General features: G+C 63.2%; 19 protein-coding genes and 1 tRNA gene. 7 read left to right on the top strand and 13 right to left on the bottom strand.

Features of this window, described 5'->3' with window-relative positions:
* Window positions 1-64 precede the first annotated feature (64 nt).
* Genes dapF through IEX64_RS08000 form a run of 4 tightly spaced genes read left to right on the top strand, consistent with a single transcriptional unit; the run spans window position 65 to window position 3,703 of the window.
* Complete coding sequence (gene dapF / locus IEX64_RS08015) at window positions 65-895, top strand: diaminopimelate epimerase (RefSeq protein WP_188819130.1); 831 nt, start codon at window positions 65-67, stop codon at window positions 893-895.
* Window positions 892-2,070 carry a MiaB/RimO family radical SAM methylthiotransferase gene (locus tag IEX64_RS08010; RefSeq protein ID WP_229710144.1) on the top strand — a complete coding sequence of 393 codons (1,179 nt, stop codon included), beginning with the start codon at window positions 892-894 and terminating at the stop codon, window positions 2,068-2,070. Before dapF ends, IEX64_RS08010 begins: the two co-directional genes overlap by 4 nt.
* A complete protein-coding gene (ftsY, locus tag IEX64_RS08005) occupies window positions 2,067-3,038 on the top strand; it encodes a signal recognition particle-docking protein FtsY (RefSeq protein WP_229710143.1) in 972 nt (323 codons plus the stop codon). Before IEX64_RS08010 ends, ftsY begins: the two co-directional genes overlap by 4 nt.
* The gene (locus tag IEX64_RS08000; protein WP_188819128.1) at window positions 3,038-3,703 is read left to right on the top strand and encodes an inner membrane-spanning protein YciB; all 666 of its coding nucleotides are present in this window, start codon (window positions 3,038-3,040) and stop codon (window positions 3,701-3,703) included. The genes ftsY and IEX64_RS08000 overlap by 1 nt, the downstream gene beginning before the upstream one ends.
* Before the next feature lie 17 nt (window positions 3,704-3,720).
* Here the strand turns inward: IEX64_RS08000 and IEX64_RS07995 are convergent, their stop codons facing one another.
* Window positions 3,721-3,942 (bottom strand): YrhK family protein, encoded by a 222-nt coding sequence (locus IEX64_RS07995; RefSeq protein ID WP_188819127.1) that lies wholly within the window; start codon window positions 3,940-3,942, stop codon window positions 3,721-3,723.
* Between the two features lie 198 nt (window positions 3,943-4,140).
* Between IEX64_RS07995 and IEX64_RS07990 the strand changes: the two genes are divergently transcribed.
* Complete coding sequence (locus IEX64_RS07990) at window positions 4,141-4,536, top strand: nuclear transport factor 2 family protein (RefSeq protein WP_188819126.1); 396 nt, start codon at window positions 4,141-4,143, stop codon at window positions 4,534-4,536.
* Here the strand turns inward: IEX64_RS07990 and IEX64_RS07985 are convergent.
* The 9 genes from IEX64_RS07985 to IEX64_RS07945 all read right to left on the bottom strand — a co-directional run bounded on the left by IEX64_RS07985 (window position 4,533) and on the right by IEX64_RS07945 (window position 11,731).
* Window positions 4,533-6,491: a potassium transporter Kup gene (locus IEX64_RS07985; protein WP_188819125.1), complete on the bottom strand. Its 1,959-nt coding sequence runs from the start codon at window positions 6,489-6,491 to the stop codon at window positions 4,533-4,535. The two genes, IEX64_RS07990 and IEX64_RS07985, sit on opposite strands and share 4 nt — an antisense overlap.
* A 114-nt stretch (window positions 6,492-6,605) precedes the next feature.
* On the bottom strand, window positions 6,606-7,268 hold the full coding sequence (locus tag IEX64_RS07980; protein WP_188819124.1) for a tetratricopeptide repeat protein: 663 nt from the start codon (window positions 7,266-7,268) through the stop codon (window positions 6,606-6,608).
* On the bottom strand, window positions 7,265-7,678 hold the full coding sequence (locus IEX64_RS07975; protein WP_373290134.1) for a cytochrome c-type biogenesis protein: 414 nt from the start codon (window positions 7,676-7,678) through the stop codon (window positions 7,265-7,267). The genes IEX64_RS07980 and IEX64_RS07975 overlap by 4 nt, the downstream gene beginning before the upstream one ends.
* Before the next feature lie 29 nt (window positions 7,679-7,707).
* Window positions 7,708-8,262: a DsbE family thiol:disulfide interchange protein gene (locus IEX64_RS07970; protein WP_188819122.1), complete on the bottom strand. Its 555-nt coding sequence runs from the start codon at window positions 8,260-8,262 to the stop codon at window positions 7,708-7,710.
* The gene (locus IEX64_RS07965; protein ID WP_188819121.1) at window positions 8,259-10,223 is read right to left on the bottom strand and encodes a heme lyase CcmF/NrfE family subunit; all 1,965 of its coding nucleotides are present in this window, start codon (window positions 10,221-10,223) and stop codon (window positions 8,259-8,261) included. Before IEX64_RS07965 ends, IEX64_RS07970 begins: the two co-directional genes overlap by 4 nt.
* Window positions 10,220-10,672, bottom strand: coding sequence for a cytochrome c maturation protein CcmE (gene ccmE / locus IEX64_RS07960; protein WP_188819120.1), 453 nt, complete (start codon window positions 10,670-10,672; stop codon window positions 10,220-10,222). The genes IEX64_RS07965 and ccmE overlap by 4 nt, the downstream gene beginning before the upstream one ends.
* Window positions 10,673-10,674: 2 nt before the next feature.
* Window positions 10,675-10,815, bottom strand: a complete 141-nt coding sequence (locus IEX64_RS07955) for a hypothetical protein (protein ID WP_188819119.1) — start codon at window positions 10,813-10,815, stop codon at window positions 10,675-10,677.
* Window positions 10,815-11,546, bottom strand: coding sequence for a heme ABC transporter permease CcmC (ccmC, locus tag IEX64_RS07950; protein WP_188819118.1), 732 nt, complete (start codon window positions 11,544-11,546; stop codon window positions 10,815-10,817). Before ccmC ends, IEX64_RS07955 begins: the two co-directional genes overlap by 1 nt.
* A gap of 108 nt (window positions 11,547-11,654) precedes the next feature.
* A tRNA-His gene (locus tag IEX64_RS07945) sits at window positions 11,655-11,731 on the bottom strand.
* A gap of 179 nt (window positions 11,732-11,910) precedes the next feature.
* Between IEX64_RS07945 and IEX64_RS07940 the strand changes: the two genes are divergently transcribed.
* Entirely contained in the window at window positions 11,911-12,543 is a 633-nt protein-coding gene (locus tag IEX64_RS07940) for a prolyl hydroxylase family protein (RefSeq protein ID WP_188819117.1), read from the top strand.
* A 33-nt stretch (window positions 12,544-12,576) separates the two neighbouring features.
* Here the strand turns inward: IEX64_RS07940 and IEX64_RS07935 are convergent, their stop codons facing one another.
* Window positions 12,577-13,125 (bottom strand): superoxide dismutase family protein, encoded by a 549-nt coding sequence (locus tag IEX64_RS07935; protein ID WP_188819116.1) that lies wholly within the window; start codon window positions 13,123-13,125, stop codon window positions 12,577-12,579.
* A gap of 274 nt (window positions 13,126-13,399) precedes the next feature.
* Between IEX64_RS07935 and IEX64_RS07930 the strand changes: the two genes are divergently transcribed.
* A complete protein-coding gene (locus tag IEX64_RS07930; protein WP_188819115.1) occupies window positions 13,400-13,747 on the top strand; it encodes a PilZ domain-containing protein in 348 nt (115 codons plus the stop codon).
* A gap of 58 nt (window positions 13,748-13,805) precedes the next feature.
* On the opposite strand, the gene rpmE is transcribed toward IEX64_RS07930, so the two are convergent.
* Complete coding sequence (rpmE, locus tag IEX64_RS07925) at window positions 13,806-14,033, bottom strand: 50S ribosomal protein L31 (RefSeq protein ID WP_188819114.1); 228 nt, start codon at window positions 14,031-14,033, stop codon at window positions 13,806-13,808.
* Window positions 14,034-14,157: 124 nt separating this feature from the next.
* A complete protein-coding gene (fabZ, locus tag IEX64_RS07920) occupies window positions 14,158-14,610 on the bottom strand; it encodes a 3-hydroxyacyl-ACP dehydratase FabZ (protein ID WP_188819113.1) in 453 nt (150 codons plus the stop codon).
* Between the last annotated feature and the right edge of the window lie 17 nt (window positions 14,611-14,627).

Raw genomic sequence — 14,627 nt, 5'->3', positions numbered from 1 at the left:
GTCGATCGCGCAATCGCCCGCATTCCTCTGGACCTTGGCGCCGGCAACACCTAGATCGCGCGCCATGCGGATCGACTTCACCAAGATGCACGGGCTCGGCAACGACTTCGTCGTGCTGGATGGACGCAAGCAGCGCCTTCCGGCCCTTGATGCTGCCTTTGCGACTGCGCTGGCAGACCGCCATACCGGCATCGGATGCGACCAGCTTATTGTGCTGGAGCCCTCCGAGCACGGCGATTTTCGCATGCGCATCTTCAATGCCGATGGCAGCGAAGTGGAGGCCTGCGGAAATGCGACACGCGCTGTCGGTCTGCTCCATGGTCGGCCAGCAAGGATCGAGACCCTGGGCGGCATGATATCCGCCAGCCCTTGCGATGGCGGAATTTCCGTCGAGATGGGCAAGCCGCGGTTCGATTGGGATGCGATCCCGCTGGCCTATGCCATGGATACCCACACGATGCCGCTCGCCTGGGAAGGCCTCGCAAGCCCGGTAGCGGTCAACGTCGGCAACCCGCACGTGATCTTCTTCGTCGACGATCCCTATGCCATCGACATGGAGCGCCTCGGACCGCTGATCGAGACTGACCCCGTTTTTCCCGAGCGCGTAAACGTCAACGTTGCCGGCATCACGGCGCGCGATGCGATCACCCTGCGTGTCTGGGAACGCGGTGCAGGCCTGACCCGGGCCTGCGGTACCGGCGCCTGCGCCACCGCGATCGGCGCGATGACCCGTGGCCTCGTCGACCGCAAGGTGACCGTCACCCTTCCTGGCGGCCCGCTCCAGATCGAATGGCGCGAGGACGGCGAGATCGTCATGACGGGGCCCGCCACCGAGAGCTTCCGCGGCAACTTCGATCCCGCCGACTACGGTCTTGCGGCCGGGAGCACGGATTGACTGTCGAAGTCCATTCGCTCGGCTGCCGCCTCAACCTGTCCGAGAGCGAGGCCATGCGCGTCATGCTGGGCGGCAGCGAAGACCTCGTCGTCGTCAATTCCTGCGCGGTAACCAGCGAGGCCGTGCGCCAGACGCGCCAGGCGATCCGCCGTGCGCGCCGCGCCCGCCCCGATGCGCGGCTGATCGTCACGGGCTGTGCGGCGGAAGTCGAACGCGAAATGCTCGGCGCGATGCCGGAAGTCGACGGCCTCGTGGCCAACACTGCCAAGCTCGATCCGCGCGCGTGGAACGTGCCGATAGCGCCACTTGTTCGCGAAAGGCGTGGCTATACGCGCGGCTTCGTTCAGGTGCAGAACGGCTGCGACCATGCCTGCACCTTCTGCGTGATCCCGCAGGGCCGCGGGCCCAGCCGCTCGCACTCGATTGCCGAAGTACTGCAGGATGTCGCCGTGCACCTCGATGCCGCGGTGAACGAGATCGTGCTTACCGGCGTCGACCTGACATCCTGGGGCGCAGACCTGCCTGGGAGCCCGCACCTCGGCGCGCTGTGTGAAGCGATCCTCGCAAAGTTTCCAGCCCTGCCCCGGCTGCGCCTCTCCTCGATCGATGGTGCGGAAGTGGACGATGCACTGTTCGGCCTTCTCGCCGGTGAAGCGCGAATGATGCCGCACGTGCATCTTTCGCTGCAGCACGGGCACGATCTGATCCTCAAGCGCATGAAGCGCCGGCACAGCCGCGCCGATGCGCTCTCACTGGTAGAGCGGCTTCGCACCAGGCGCCCCGAAATCGCCGTCGGTGCCGACCTGATCGCCGGCTTTCCGACCGAAGACGAGGAAGCCCACGCAGCGAACCTCTCGATCATCGAACAGGCCGGAGTCGTCCACGGACACGTCTTCCCCTTCTCCCCGCGCCCGGGCACGCCGGCCGCGCGCATGCCGCAGGTCGATCCGTCCATCGTGAAGGCCCGCGCCGCGGAATTGCGGGCAAAGGTGGCACAAGTGCGCGCAGACTGGCTTGCCGCGCAAACCGGCAAGCCGCTATGGGTGCTGGCCGAGAAAGGCGGAGCCGGACATGCGGAAACTTTCGCGCCCGTACGTCTGCCCGCCGGCACGCAGCCCGGCGCTTTGATCCGCGTTACGCCCGCAAGGGTAGTCGAAGGAATACTGGAAGCATGAGTACCGAGGGCCCCACGCCCGAGAACGAGGCTGCCGATCCCGGCAATGACGGCGGTGAATGGTCCGACCGCCTGTTCGGCGGCTTTCGCAAGACGTCCGAACGGCTGACCGGCAACCTCGCTGGAATCGTCGGCAAGACACGCCTCGATGACGGACAGCTCGACGATATCGAAGACGCGCTGATCATGTCCGACCTCGGCCCGCGCGCCGCTGCCCGCATCCGGGACCGCCTTGCCGAAGAACGTTTCGAGCGCGATGTCGACGAGCGCGCCATCATGGAAGTGGTCGCGCGCGAAATCGCCGAGATCCTGCGCCCCGTTGCCAAGCCACTCGACGTCGTTGCCTTCCCGCGTCCGCAGGTCATTCTGGTGATCGGCGTCAACGGATCGGGCAAGACCACGACGATCGCCAAGCTCGCGCATCTGTTCCAGGAACAGGACTACGCGGTGATGCTGGCTGCCGGCGACACCTTTCGCGCGGCGGCCATCGGCCAGTTGGGCGTCTGGGCCGAGCGGCTAAGCATTCCCATCGTCAAGGGGCCCGAAGGCGGCGATCCGGCCTCGGTCGTGTTCGATGCGGTCAAGTCGGCGACCGATCAGGGCATCGACGCGCTGATCGTCGACACTGCCGGCCGCCTGCAGAACAAGCGCGAACTGATGGACGAGCTGGCCAAGATCCGCCGCGTCCTCGGCCGCCTCAATCCCGAGGCACCGCACGACGTGGTGCTGGTGCTCGATGCCACCAATGGTCAGAATGCGCTCTCGCAGATCGAGATATTCAAGGAAGTGGCGGGCGTTTCCGGCCTGATCATGACCAAGCTCGACGGCACCGCGCGCGGCGGCGTGCTGGTCGCGGCGGCCGAGCAATACGGTCTGCCGATCCACGCCATCGGCGTCGGCGAAAAGATCGATGACCTGCGTCCCTTCAATCCGGACCTTCTGGCCCGCGTTATCGCCGGAATTGCGTAATGACCGACAGCAACACCCAACAGGCAGAGCAGCCCGAGAAGCCCAAGAGCTCGTGGGTCAATCTCATCGTCGATTTCGGCCCGCTGCTGGTCTTCTTCCTTGCTTACAAATACTATTCACCGTCCGGCGAAGGCAGTTCGCTGGCGACGGTCGGCGCCGTCATCAAGGGCACTGTTGCCTTTATGATCGCCACCTTGGTTGCGCTCGGCATCTCCAAATGGCGGCTCGGCCATGTCTCGCCGATGCTGTGGCTGACAACCGTGCTGATTATCGGTTTCGGCACGCTGACGGTGATCTTCCACAACGACTTCTGGATCCGCATCAAGCCCACGGCCGTCTACCTGATGTTCTCGGGCGTGCTGTTCTTCGGGCTGTGGCGCGGCAAGGCGATGCTCAAGTACCTCCTCCAGTCCGCTTTCGAGGGTCTGAACGAGGAAGGCTGGATGAAGCTCTCGCGCAACTGGGCGTGGTTCTTCCTGTTCCTCGCGGTGCTCAACACCGCGCTGGTCTATACCGTGAGCTTCGAGACCTGGCTTCAGGCAAAGCTCTGGGGCTTCACCGTCCTGTCGTTCGTCTTCACCTTCTCGCAACTGCCGATGGTTCTGAAACACGGCATGGGCGAAGAGGCCAAGGAAGAGCTGATCGAGAACCCGCCGCACGACTGAAGCGGCGGCGCAGCCCTCTATTCGTTGGGTGCCAAAGTCTGCTTGAGCAGCTCGCCCAGCGAACCCAGCAGCATCAGGGCGGACCCGACGATAAACATCCATACCGCCAGCGTCTTCCACGGCTCAAACGTCGGGAGGAACAGGATACTGCCGACGAAAAACAGCGTGTTGCCGGACAGCCCGACCGCCAAATGTATCCAGCGGAAGTCATGGACCAGCGTGCGGATGGGAAATGGCATGGCACTGAACTCCTTTCACAATACCCAGTGCATGACCGCACCAATTGATCCCGGATCGGCAGGGTTATCGGCAGCCGATGCCCAATCCCGAACGATGCGCCGATTTGCTCCAAACTGGCGGCTGTCCTTTGCAAAGCACGGCTGACACGATGGACCGGTGCCTGAGGGTCTAGCTTAGAATACCGGGAGAACACCGCGATGAATGACATCGTCGCGCAAGTCGAAGACTGGCTTGCCCATATGCCGCAGGGCGATTTCGAAGGCTATTGCGGCCCGGTGGCGGACGATTTCATCCTGCGCCTGCCGTTCATGCCTCCGGGTCTGCCCAACGAGTTCGCAGAGCGCGAAGTTGCACAGGCTGCGCTACAGAGTTCGGCGAAGGGCCGCGCACCGCTCGTTTTCTCGAACAAGGTGATCCTGCGCACCGAAGACCCAGACCTGGTCGTGGCGACCGCGCAGGCCGAAACGACTATGGCCAATGGCAAGCCATACCGGAACAGCTACGTGATCTTCGTGCGCTTCCGCGACGGCGTGATCGTCGAGCACACGGAGTACCTGAACCCGCTGGCGGTGATGGAAGCCGCCGGAGACTAAATCTCCAGCTGGCTGCCCAATTCCACCACGCGGTTGGTCGGCAGGCGGAAGAATTCCATCGCGCTGGCCGCGTTGCGCATCATCCACGCAAACAGCTTTTCGCGCCAGATCGCCATGCCCGGCTTCTCCGATGCGACCAGCGTCTGGCGCGAGAGGAAGAAGCTGGTCTTCATCATCTCGAACGGCGCCCCGCACATCGGCGCATAGGCCAGCGCATGGGGCACGTCGGTTTCTTCCATGAAGCCGTAGCGCAGCGTCATGCGGAAGAAGCCCTGCCCCAGATCGATGACTTCATACCGATCGCGCGGTTCGACATAGGGCACGTCCTGCACTTCGATCGTGAGCACGACGACGCGCTCGTGGAGGACCTTGTTGTGCTTGATGTTGTGCAGCAGCGCCGAGGGTACGCCGATATTGCTGGAAGCCATGAAGATCGCGGTACCCGGAACGCGGGCAGCACTGCCATGCGCGCTCTTGGCAAACACGTTCAGCGGCAGCGCGGCTTCGGTCATGCGGTCGCGCATGAGCTTGCGGCCCTTGTTCCAGGTCGTCAGCAGCGTGAAGGCAATGCCGCCGATCAGCAGCGGGAACCAGCCGCCGTCGGCGATCTTGGCCGCGTTCGCGGCGAAGTAGGCGCCGTCGACGATGAAGAAAAGCAGGATGACAGGCACGGCCAGCCACATCTTCCATCGCCACAAGCCGATCAGCAGCACCGCCATCAGGCAGGTGTCGATCAGCATCGCACCGGTAACCGCGATACCGTAGGCCGACGCAAGGTTCGACGAGTTCTGGAACACCAGAACCAGTACGATCACGCCCGTCATCAGCGCCCAGTTCACGAACGGAATGTATATCTGTCCGACCTCATGCTCGCTGGTGTGCCGGGTCGAAAGACGCGGAATGAAACCGAGCTGCATTGCCTGGTGCGTGATCGAGAATGCACCCGAAATCACCGCCTGACTGGCGATGAAGGTCGCGCAGGTTGCAAGGATCACGAGCGGCAGACGCAGCGAGTCCGGCGCAAGGTTGAAGAACGGGTTCTCCATGGCCTCTGCCGCCGAGGCATCGTCGAGCCCCAAAATCATGGCGGCCTGACCGAAGTAGTTGATCAGCAGGCACGGCATTACGAAGCCGAACCAGGAAAGCCGCATAGGACCGCGCCCGAAGTGCCCCATGTCCGAATAGAGCGCCTCTGCGCCGGTCACGGCCAGCACGACCGAACCAAGCGCGAGGAAGCCCAGCATCTTGTCGGTGAGGAAGAACTGGATCGCGTACCACGGATTGAGTGCCACCAGCACGCCGGGCATCTGCACCAGATGATAGATGCCGAGAACGGCAAGCGTGATGAAGTAGATGACCATCACCGGCGCGAACAGCGCACCGACCTTGGCCGTCCCGCTCTTTTGCAGAACGAACAAGCCGATCAGCAGTATCAGAGCGATCGGCAGCACGAACGGCGCGAGACTGGACTGGACGACGGTCAGACCTTCCACCGCAGACAGCACCGAAACTGCCGGCGTAATCATCGAATCGCCGTAGAAAAGCGATGTCGCGAAAACCCCGAGAAGGACGATCAAGCCGCTGTATCGGCGTTTCTTGAGCACGCCGGAAATCAGCGCGACCAGCGCAAGGCTGCCGCCCTGCCCCTTGTTGTCCGCCCGCATGAGAATGCTGACGTACTGGACCGAGACGACCAGCGTCATCGACCAGAAAATCAGGCTGACGACGCCGAGGATGTGCAGTTCGTCGATCGCCAGCGGGTGCGGGCCGACGAACGTTTCACGGAAAGCGTAGATCGGGCTGGTACCGATGTCGCCGAAGACGACACCGACAGCGCCGAACGCCAGTTTCGCGATATTGCCCGAGCCATGGCCACCATGCCCCGGTGTTGCGGAGGCTGTGACCGGATCGATAAACGCCGGGCCGTCAGCCGTATCCGATGTTGCATCACTCATTCGTGCGCCCCGTCATGGATTCGCAGGCCCATTTCGCCACTGCGGCAAGGGTGTGGCCGTTAGCAGCATGCGTTGGGCCAAGCAACGCCGCAGAAAGTGCGGTCAAAAGCCCGTTCACGGTTGGGACGGAACCGAATCGGAAGCGCCCGCAGGCTGTTGCGACAGCACTGCATCGAGTCGCTTCAACTGTTGTTCCAGAGGCGCGCGCCACTCGGCGTCCTCCGGCGCGCGGTCCAGCACATCGGCCCAGAGCGATCGTGCCTCGGCCACGTTCCCGCTCTGCAGCAGTGCCAAGCCGAAGAAGAATGGCGGTCCCGGCGCATTGGGGTCAGCCTTTGCCGCACGGCGATAGGCATAGATCGCAGCAGGCGTAAGGACACCTTCCGAATGCGCCATCAGCGAATTGGCCATCGCGAGCCAGGCTTCCGAATTGCCCGGATCCTTCTCGATAGCCCCGCGCAGAACCTTTGCGGCATCGGCATAACGGCCGTTCCGCGCCAGACCATCGGCGATCACCACCCATTGGTTGTTTGGCGGGATGCCTTTGTTGGTGACCTTGAGCCGCGCTTCGACGAGCGAGGCGGCATCGCGCGACATGGATTCGCTCGGCGGCTTCGGTGCGCCCGGCATGGCTGGCGAACCTTGCGTGACGTAGCCGGCAAGACCGAGCAGCAATGCAGCTGCAACGGCCTCACGCGTCCCGCGCGGTGTCTTGAAGGCGAAAACGATAAGCCCGAATGCAATCAGGGCAAGGGCAATGACGAAGACCCAGGTCATGCCTCGCCTCCTTCATCCGCTTTCGCGCCGAACCGGCGGCGCAGCAGCAGGAATGCGAGCAGGACCAGCACGGCAGGCACCGCAAACAGCGGCCACGTCAGACCGGTGATCCGGGGCGCATAGCTCACGTAGTCACCATAACGCTCGATCAGCCAGGAGCGGATCGCTTCGGGCTCCTCGCCCGCGGCGATGCGCTCGCGCACGAGCGAACGCATCGAGCCGGCTATCGGTGCATCCGAGTCGGCGATGGACTGGCCCTGACACTGCAGGCAGCGCAGCGTTTCCATCAAGTCCTGCGCCTGCTCTTCCTTGGCGGGATCATCGAGCTGCCGATAGGCATAGGGCGCGGTCGAGCGTTCCTCCTGCGCCATTCCCGGCGTGCCCGTGGCCAGTCCCAGAGCGAGAACCATGCCCGCGACAAAGCTGTAAGCCGCGCGCATCATCGGCCGGCCTCTTTCAGCTTGTCGAGCAGCAGCCCCAGATGTTCGGGGCGAATTTCACCGATGTGCTGATAGACGATCGTCCCCTTGCCATCGATCACATAGGTTTCGGGGACACCGGAAGAGCCCAGCGCAAGCTGGACCTGCCCATCGTCATCGGCCCCGATCCGCTGGTAGGGATCACCATTTTGCTGAAGGAAGGCCTGCAGGTTCTCGGTCGTGTCGCGAACCGAGATGCCCTCTATCGGGACACCGGCCTTTGCCAGTGCGGCCAGTTGGGGAGCCTCGACACGGCAGGGTACGCACCAGCTCGCGAAAATGTTCACGAGATGCGGTTTGCCATTGGCCAGTAGCTTGCTGTCCAGTCCCGGACGGCCCGGCAGCGCCGGCGGCAGACTGAACTCAGGCATCGGCTTGCCGACGAGCGCGCTGGCGACATTCCTGTCTGCCGGACGGAACAGACCGATCATCACGAGCACGACAAAGCCGAGAAAAAGCGCCAGCGGCAGCCAGATCACCCAGCGCCGGGGCTTGTTGGCGGGAAGGTCGCTCATGGCCGCATCCCCAACTGCGCTTCCCCTTCATGGCGGTCGGCAATCCTGCCCTTGGCCACCAGACGGCGCACATCGCTCTTTACCCGACCGATCAGCGCAAAGACGCCGCCAAGAGCAATCAGGAGCCCGCCAATCCAGATCAGCGGCACGAAGGGCTTCCACCACAGGCGAAGCTGCCAGCGGCCATCCTCGCCCTCTCCGCCAAGCACGGCATAAAGCTGCCCGTTCCAGCGCGTCAGCAGCGCGGATTCGCTGGTCTGCTGCGGCGGTGCCCAGAAGCTGCGCGATTGAGGCAGCATGCGGGTAACCTTGCCATCGGGACCATACCGCACCAGCAACCGGGCTTCGAGAGCAGTCCAGTTCGGCCCCGCCACCGGTTCGATGGCATCGAGCTTCACGCCCCACGGGCCGACCTCGGTAATGTCACCGGTTCGAACCGCCACAAGCTTCTCGACCGTGAACGCACTCTCGCAGCTCATGCCGAACAGGGCCACGGCAATGCCGAAATGGGCTATGACCATGCCCCAGACGGGCAAAGGCGTGCGGCGCAGGTTGCGGTCGCGCAGGGGAAGGAAGCTCGCCCACGCGAGGCCCACCGCCAGAACAAGCCCCAGGAAGGGCAGCAACGATACACCGCCGATCATGACAACCGCGATACCTGCCACGGCCACCAGCATGGCCGGGATCACCAGCGCCTTGCCCACGCGTGCGAACTTGTCGCGACGCCAGCGCAGCAACGGACCGACAGCCAGCACGACCAGCATAGGCACTGCGAACAGCGCACTCATCGGATTGAAGTACGGCGGGCCTACAGAGACCTTCGCCCCCATCGCCTCGGCCAGAAGCGGGTAGAGCGTGCCAAACAGCACGATGCCCAGAATGGCCGAAAGCATGACGTTATTGAAGACGAGCGCCCCCTCGCGGCTGACAAGCGCAAAGCGCTTGCCTTCGGTCACGGTCGCCGCACGCAGCGCGAACAGCGTCAGCGCACCGCCGATATAGATCGCCAGCAGGCCAAGAATGAAAGTGCCGCGTTCGGGATCGACGGCGAAAGCGTGAACGCTGGTGAGAATGCCGGAACGGACCAGGAAGGTGCCGATCATCGACATCGAGAAAGCGACCACACCCAGCATTATGGTCCACGCCCGCAAGGCGTTGCGCGAAGCCAGAACGCTGGCCGAATGCAGCAACGCCGTCGCGGCGAGCCAGGGCATCAGCGAGGCATTCTCGACCGGGTCCCAGAACCACCAACCGCCCCAGCCGAGCTCGTAATAGGCCCAATAGGAGCCGGCCGTGATACCGATGGTCAGGAAAATCCAGGCTCCCAGCACCCAGGGACGCATGGCACGGGCAAAGGCGGGGCCGACCTCACGGGTAATCAGTGCGCCAATGGCGAAGCTGAAGGCGACCGAGAGCCCGACATAGCCAAGGTAAAGCGTCGGCGGATGGAACGCGAGGCCAAGATCCTGCAGCAGCGGATTGAGCCCATTGCCCTCAGGCGGAACCGGCGAGAGCCGCTCGAAGGGATTGGAGGACAGCAGCAGAAAGGCATAGAAGCCAAGCGAAACGAACGCCTGCCCGGCCAGCGTGGCCAGCATGGTCGGTTCGGGCAGCCGTTTCTCGACGAGCGCGACGACAGCGCCGGCCATACCCATCACCGTCACCCACAAGAGCATCGAACCTTCATGGTTGCCCCAGGCACCGGCGATCTTGAAAACCAGCGGTTTCATCGAATGCGAATTCGCCGCGACCAGCTTTACCGACAGGTCCGTGACGGCGAAGACATAGATCAGGCAGCCGAAGGCGAGCAACGCAAGCAGTCCCTGAACGACTGCAAGAGGCCGGACGACGCCGCTCATCGCCGTCCCGCGCCGGGTCAGTCCCAGTGAGCCCGAAACGAGTTGAAGCGCGGCCAGTGCCGCAGCCAGCCAGAGGGCGGCAAGACCGAGTTCGGCAATCATTGGGTTTCGGCCACGACCTGCTTGGCCTGCGCGTCAGTCATGTTCTGCATTTCACGCGGCACATAGTTCTCGTCGTGTTTGGCCAGGAGATTGTCGGCGATGAACGTGCCGTCCGTCCGCATCTTGCCTTCGGCGACCACGCCGGAGCCCTCGACGAAGAGCGACGGAGCAATGCCCTTGAAGGTCACCGGCACGCGCGCCTCGCCATCCTGAACGACGAAGGAGATCGTTACCCCGTCGGGCTGTGTCTTGATCGAACCCTGCTCGACCATGCCGCCAAGCCGCACCGCTCGGTCGGGCGCGGGCGGGTCGGCAACGATCTCGCTGGGCACGTAGAAATAGCTTGCCTGATTGCGCAGTGCCCAGGCCGCAAGCAGCCCGGCGCCGATCAGCACGACAAGCGCGATCACGAGCAGGACCAGACGCTGGTGCTTTGCCTTGATAGCCATGATCAGCGCTTCCTCGCGTCGTCGCGGCGCTTTTCAGCGCGCCTCATCGACAGCAACGACCACCCGATCATGGCGACCGTGGCCCCCACGCCGATGGCATAGGACGCCGCAATGAATGTCCAGGGATCCATGGCTTCGCGCACTACAGGTCTCCTGCCGCCAGGGCCTTGCGGCGAAGGCGAGCCTCTGCCTGCTGATTGGCGAGAATAGCCCGCATGCGCGCCAGCACGACACCGCCGAAAATCAGCGTGAACCCGAGCATGGCGAACAGCAGCGGCCACAGGAAAGCGCCGGACATGGCCGACTTGCCCATGGTGATGCTGGGCGGCTGGTGCAGGCTGTTCCACCAGGTCACCGAGTAGTGAATTATCGGAATGTTCACAGCACCGACCAGTCCGAAGATCGCGGGCGCCTTGCTCTGCCCGCCGTCCGATGCCTCGCTGGCCTGCGACAGCGCCATCCAGCCGAAATAGAGGAACAGCAGAACAAGCATGCTGGTGAGACGCCCGTCCCACACCCACCAGGTTCCCCAGGCGGGGCGGCCCCAGAGCGATCCGGTGATCAGACAGACAGCCGTGAACACCGCACCCGGCACGGCACAGGCCCGCGCGGCGATGCCCGCCAGCGGGTGCCGCCAGACCAATTCGGTGAAGCTCGCAACGGCGATTCCCATCCACCCGGCCATGCCGAGCCAGGCAGCCGGGACGTGAAGATAGACGATTCGCACGGTCTCGCCCTGAAGGCGCTCTGCCGGTGCGGCCAAGAGCCCCCAGCCGAGGGCGCCGAAAGCCACGACGATTCCCGCCCCCATGCAAAGGGGCATCAACCATCGCGCGATGCGAAGGAATCGGGCCGGGTTGGCAAAGCCATGCATGACAGGCGCGCTTCTAAAGACCGTTGCGAAAGGAACAAGGGGTTGGACAACAAGGCGTCTTGCTTGTCACCCGCAATAGGGACCTGATGCCGCGATGAAAGGAAAAAATGGGGCGATCGATGGGGTTCGAACCCACGACCTCCGGTACCACAAACCGGCGCTCTAACCAACTGAGCTACGATCGCCACACCCGGGATGCGCTTATTTTGCAAGCTGCGTCCTGTTTCGCGAAGGGCGTAGCATAACACCCCAAGCGCGGGAGGGCGCATTTGCACATGGCGGCCCTTCTTGCAAAGCAAAAAATCGGATCGGGGCACAACTCACGCGATTTTCTCTCCCTTGCCACGCCGCTATGGGTGCCGCCATGACGCAACCAGGCGAATCATCGGCAGCGGGGCTGCTATCCCGCGCGGGCATTCAGCGCTTCCCGTCATCGCGACTGGACCTGTTCATCGTGCGCGACTTCCTCTCACGTGAGGAATGCGCGGCACTCGCTGAACTGATCGAAGCCCAGCACCGACCTTCCACCGTGGCCGACAGCAACGGCGACAATGCCTTCCGCACGAGTTCGACTTGCGACCTCTCGTCCGAAATCCCCGCCGTCGCGGCACTGGCGAAAAAGCTCTCGCACCTTTCCGGAATCGATCTCGCGCATGCCGAACCGCTTCAGGGCCAGCGCTACGAGGTCGGTCAGGAATTCAAGGCGCATACCGACTACTTCGAGCCGAAAAGCGCTGACTACGAGACCTATTGCGCGGTTGCCGGCCAGCGCACCTGGACCTTCATGATCTACCTGAACGATGTGGAGGCCGGAGGCGCCACTCGGTTCCGGGCTATCAACAAGACGATTCAGCCGGAATGCGGCAAGCTGATCGCGTGGAACAACCGCAAACCCGACGGTTCGCTCAATGCCGCAACGCTGCACCACGCGATGAAAGTGCGCGCGGGCCGCAAGTACGTGATCACGCAATGGTATCGCGAAAGACCCTGGGGCTAGGACGGAGGCAACCGCCCTGCCCCAGGTTCAGCATCATTCGCCAGCGCTGATCACCGCGCAGGCAATACGGTTACCTGCTGCGCCAGAAGGCTGGCTCATGTAGTCGTCAGCACCCGCGTGGATCACAAGTGCCGAACCGTCTGCATCGAGCAGCGAATTCGGGCCGGGCGTCAGCGTCACACCGGTGTTGAAGATCTGCTCCTTCAGTACACCATCCGGTCCCACGTACTGGTTCGGCATATCGCCCGCGTGCGGACCACCCTCCACCATGAGCCCATGCTTGGCATGACTGCCGGCGAAGTGCCCGCCGGATGTCGTGAACTTATCAGCCGGGCTGCAGATGCCCTTTTCGTGAAAGTGGAAGCCGTGCTCGCCTTCGGGCAGCCCCTTGAGATCGGTCGACACAAGGACGCCGGTCGGCGTCTGCTGCAAGGTGATCATGCCGAGCGAGTTTCCATCCAATCCAACGACGGTGGCATGCACCGTTTCGCCCTTGGCGGCCGCCGGCGAATCTTCCGCAACGGCTGCGGATGCAGACAGCACCAGGGCACATGCAGCGGCGATAGGGACTGATCGGATCATAGCGCTTCTCCTTGTCGGAACCTTCTCGGCTCTTTCCATCACTTGACGCCACCGACCGGGTGCCTCCCCATCAGGAAAAGCACGCCCCGGTGGCCGTGGTGCAAACCACACCTGTTTTCACAACGCGTCAGACTAGGAACGTTCCCTGCAAAGGCAATCTCCGCACCGTCGAAACAGGGTTACCGCGTTGGCAAGCCTGTATCGTGGGCGATGATTAACGATTGCAGAGCGACAATGCGCGTCTCTCCTAGCGCCACAAAAGACGGGAATCGCTGTGAACGCACCAATCGGAAGACTATACGCCAGCAATCAGGACGCGCTGGATGACCGCCGCCGCGAACGGCGTCACGCCACGCACTTTGAAGCCACTCTCGAAACATCGCAGGGTCGCCGCTTCGACGTTCTGCTGGCCGACATCTCCCTGCACGGCTGCTGCGTCCAGACCGAAGGCGAAGCGCTGCGTCAGGGCGGGTTCGTCTCGATCGGACTTTGCGAGAACTCGATGCTGCCCGCGATCGTGCGCTGGGTACGTGGTCAGGCCGCCGGTATGGAATTCCTGCGCGCTGTCCCGCCCGATCAGAGGGAATGGCACGACCTCATGAACTTCGGCCTGGATGGCTGAACGAAAAAAGGCGGTCCGATCCGGACCGCCTTTTTCTTTTTGGCTATATGCCGATCGCTCACTTCTTCTTGAGCGACAGACCACCGAAACGCTTGTTGAACTGGGCGACACGACCGCCTTCGTTGACGCGCTGCGTACCGCCGGTCCAGGCCGGGTGCGAGGTCGGATCGACTTCAAGCACCAGCGTATCGCCTTCAGCGCCCCAGGTGGAGCGGGTCTGGAAGGTGGTGCCATCGGTCATCTGCACCGTGATCATGTGGTAGTCGGGATGCGTATCGGCCTTCATTATTCGGTACTCTCTGCATGTGGCCGGTTCCGACCGGCCTGCCTAGGAAAGCGGCGCCCATAGCGCCGGAAGCTTATAATTGCAAGACTCCGTGCACCTGCCGTCGCGCAGGAGACCGCGTAAATCAGCTGTCTGCGATCATCGCGGTGAAGTTCACCTCGCACGTCACCTTGTCGCCGATCGAGGCCTTGCCCCAGAACTTGCAGACGCGCGAGCGCTTCTGGACGAAGCCCGCACGCAGATCGAGCAAATGGCCCGGCGTGACCGGATTGCGGAACTTCGCATCCTCGATCGCCATGAAATAGACCAGCTTGCCGGTTCCGGCGAGGCCGAGGCTCTCGATGGCGAGAATGCCCGCGGCCTGCGCCAGCGCCTCGATCTGGAGAACGCCGGGCATGATCGGACGGCCGGGGAAATGGCCCTGGAAGAAGTCCTCGTTGAAGCTCACGGCCTTCACGGCATGGATTTCCTCTTCGGCGAGGGAAGCCACGCGGTCGACCAGCAGCATCGGATAGCGGTGCGGAAGCGCCGCCAGGATCTTCGCGGTGTCGTATTCCACTTCGGTGTTGTCGCTCATGCCCGGTACTCGCGCTC

Origin of the sequence: Novosphingobium indicum (genome assembly GCF_014645195.1) — a bacterium.
In the GTDB taxonomy this organism is placed as follows: Bacteria; Pseudomonadota; Alphaproteobacteria; order Sphingomonadales; family Sphingomonadaceae; genus Novosphingobium; species Novosphingobium indicum.
This window is presented reverse-complemented; position numbering and strand designations above follow the sequence as displayed.

What these genes read in the sequence shown, in the direction of transcription:
- dapF (WP_188819130.1), top strand. Translation starts at nt 65, where the DNA reads ATGCGGATCGACTTCACCAAGATGCACGGGCTCGGCAACGACTTCGTC.
- ftsY (WP_229710143.1), top strand. Translation starts at nt 2,067, where the DNA reads ATGAGTACCGAGGGCCCCACGCCCGAGAACGAGGCTGCCGATCCCGGC.
- IEX64_RS08000 (WP_188819128.1), top strand. Translation starts at nt 3,038, where the DNA reads ATGACCGACAGCAACACCCAACAGGCAGAGCAGCCCGAGAAGCCCAAG.
- IEX64_RS07995 (WP_188819127.1), bottom strand. Translation starts at nt 3,942, where the DNA reads ATGCCATTTCCCATCCGCACGCTGGTCCATGACTTCCGCTGGATACAT.
- IEX64_RS07990 (WP_188819126.1), top strand. Translation starts at nt 4,141, where the DNA reads ATGAATGACATCGTCGCGCAAGTCGAAGACTGGCTTGCCCATATGCCG.
- IEX64_RS07985 (WP_188819125.1), bottom strand. Translation starts at nt 6,491, where the DNA reads ATGAGTGATGCAACATCGGATACGGCTGACGGCCCGGCGTTTATCGAT.
- IEX64_RS07980 (WP_188819124.1), bottom strand. Translation starts at nt 7,268, where the DNA reads ATGACCTGGGTCTTCGTCATTGCCCTTGCCCTGATTGCATTCGGGCTT.
- IEX64_RS07975 (WP_373290134.1), bottom strand. Translation starts at nt 7,678, where the DNA reads ATGGTTCTCGCTCTGGGACTGGCCACGGGCACGCCGGGAATGGCGCAG.
- IEX64_RS07970 (WP_188819122.1), bottom strand. Translation starts at nt 8,262, where the DNA reads ATGAGCGACCTTCCCGCCAACAAGCCCCGGCGCTGGGTGATCTGGCTG.
- IEX64_RS07965 (WP_188819121.1), bottom strand. Translation starts at nt 10,223, where the DNA reads ATGATTGCCGAACTCGGTCTTGCCGCCCTCTGGCTGGCTGCGGCACTG.
- ccmE (WP_188819120.1), bottom strand. Translation starts at nt 10,672, where the DNA reads ATGGCTATCAAGGCAAAGCACCAGCGTCTGGTCCTGCTCGTGATCGCG.
- ccmC (WP_188819118.1), bottom strand. Translation starts at nt 11,546, where the DNA reads ATGCATGGCTTTGCCAACCCGGCCCGATTCCTTCGCATCGCGCGATGG.
- IEX64_RS07940 (WP_188819117.1), top strand. Translation starts at nt 11,911, where the DNA reads ATGACGCAACCAGGCGAATCATCGGCAGCGGGGCTGCTATCCCGCGCG.
- IEX64_RS07935 (WP_188819116.1), bottom strand. Translation starts at nt 13,125, where the DNA reads ATGATCCGATCAGTCCCTATCGCCGCTGCATGTGCCCTGGTGCTGTCT.
- rpmE (WP_188819114.1), bottom strand. Translation starts at nt 14,033, where the DNA reads ATGAAGGCCGATACGCATCCCGACTACCACATGATCACGGTGCAGATG.
- fabZ (WP_188819113.1), bottom strand. Translation starts at nt 14,610, where the DNA reads ATGAGCGACAACACCGAAGTGGAATACGACACCGCGAAGATCCTGGCG.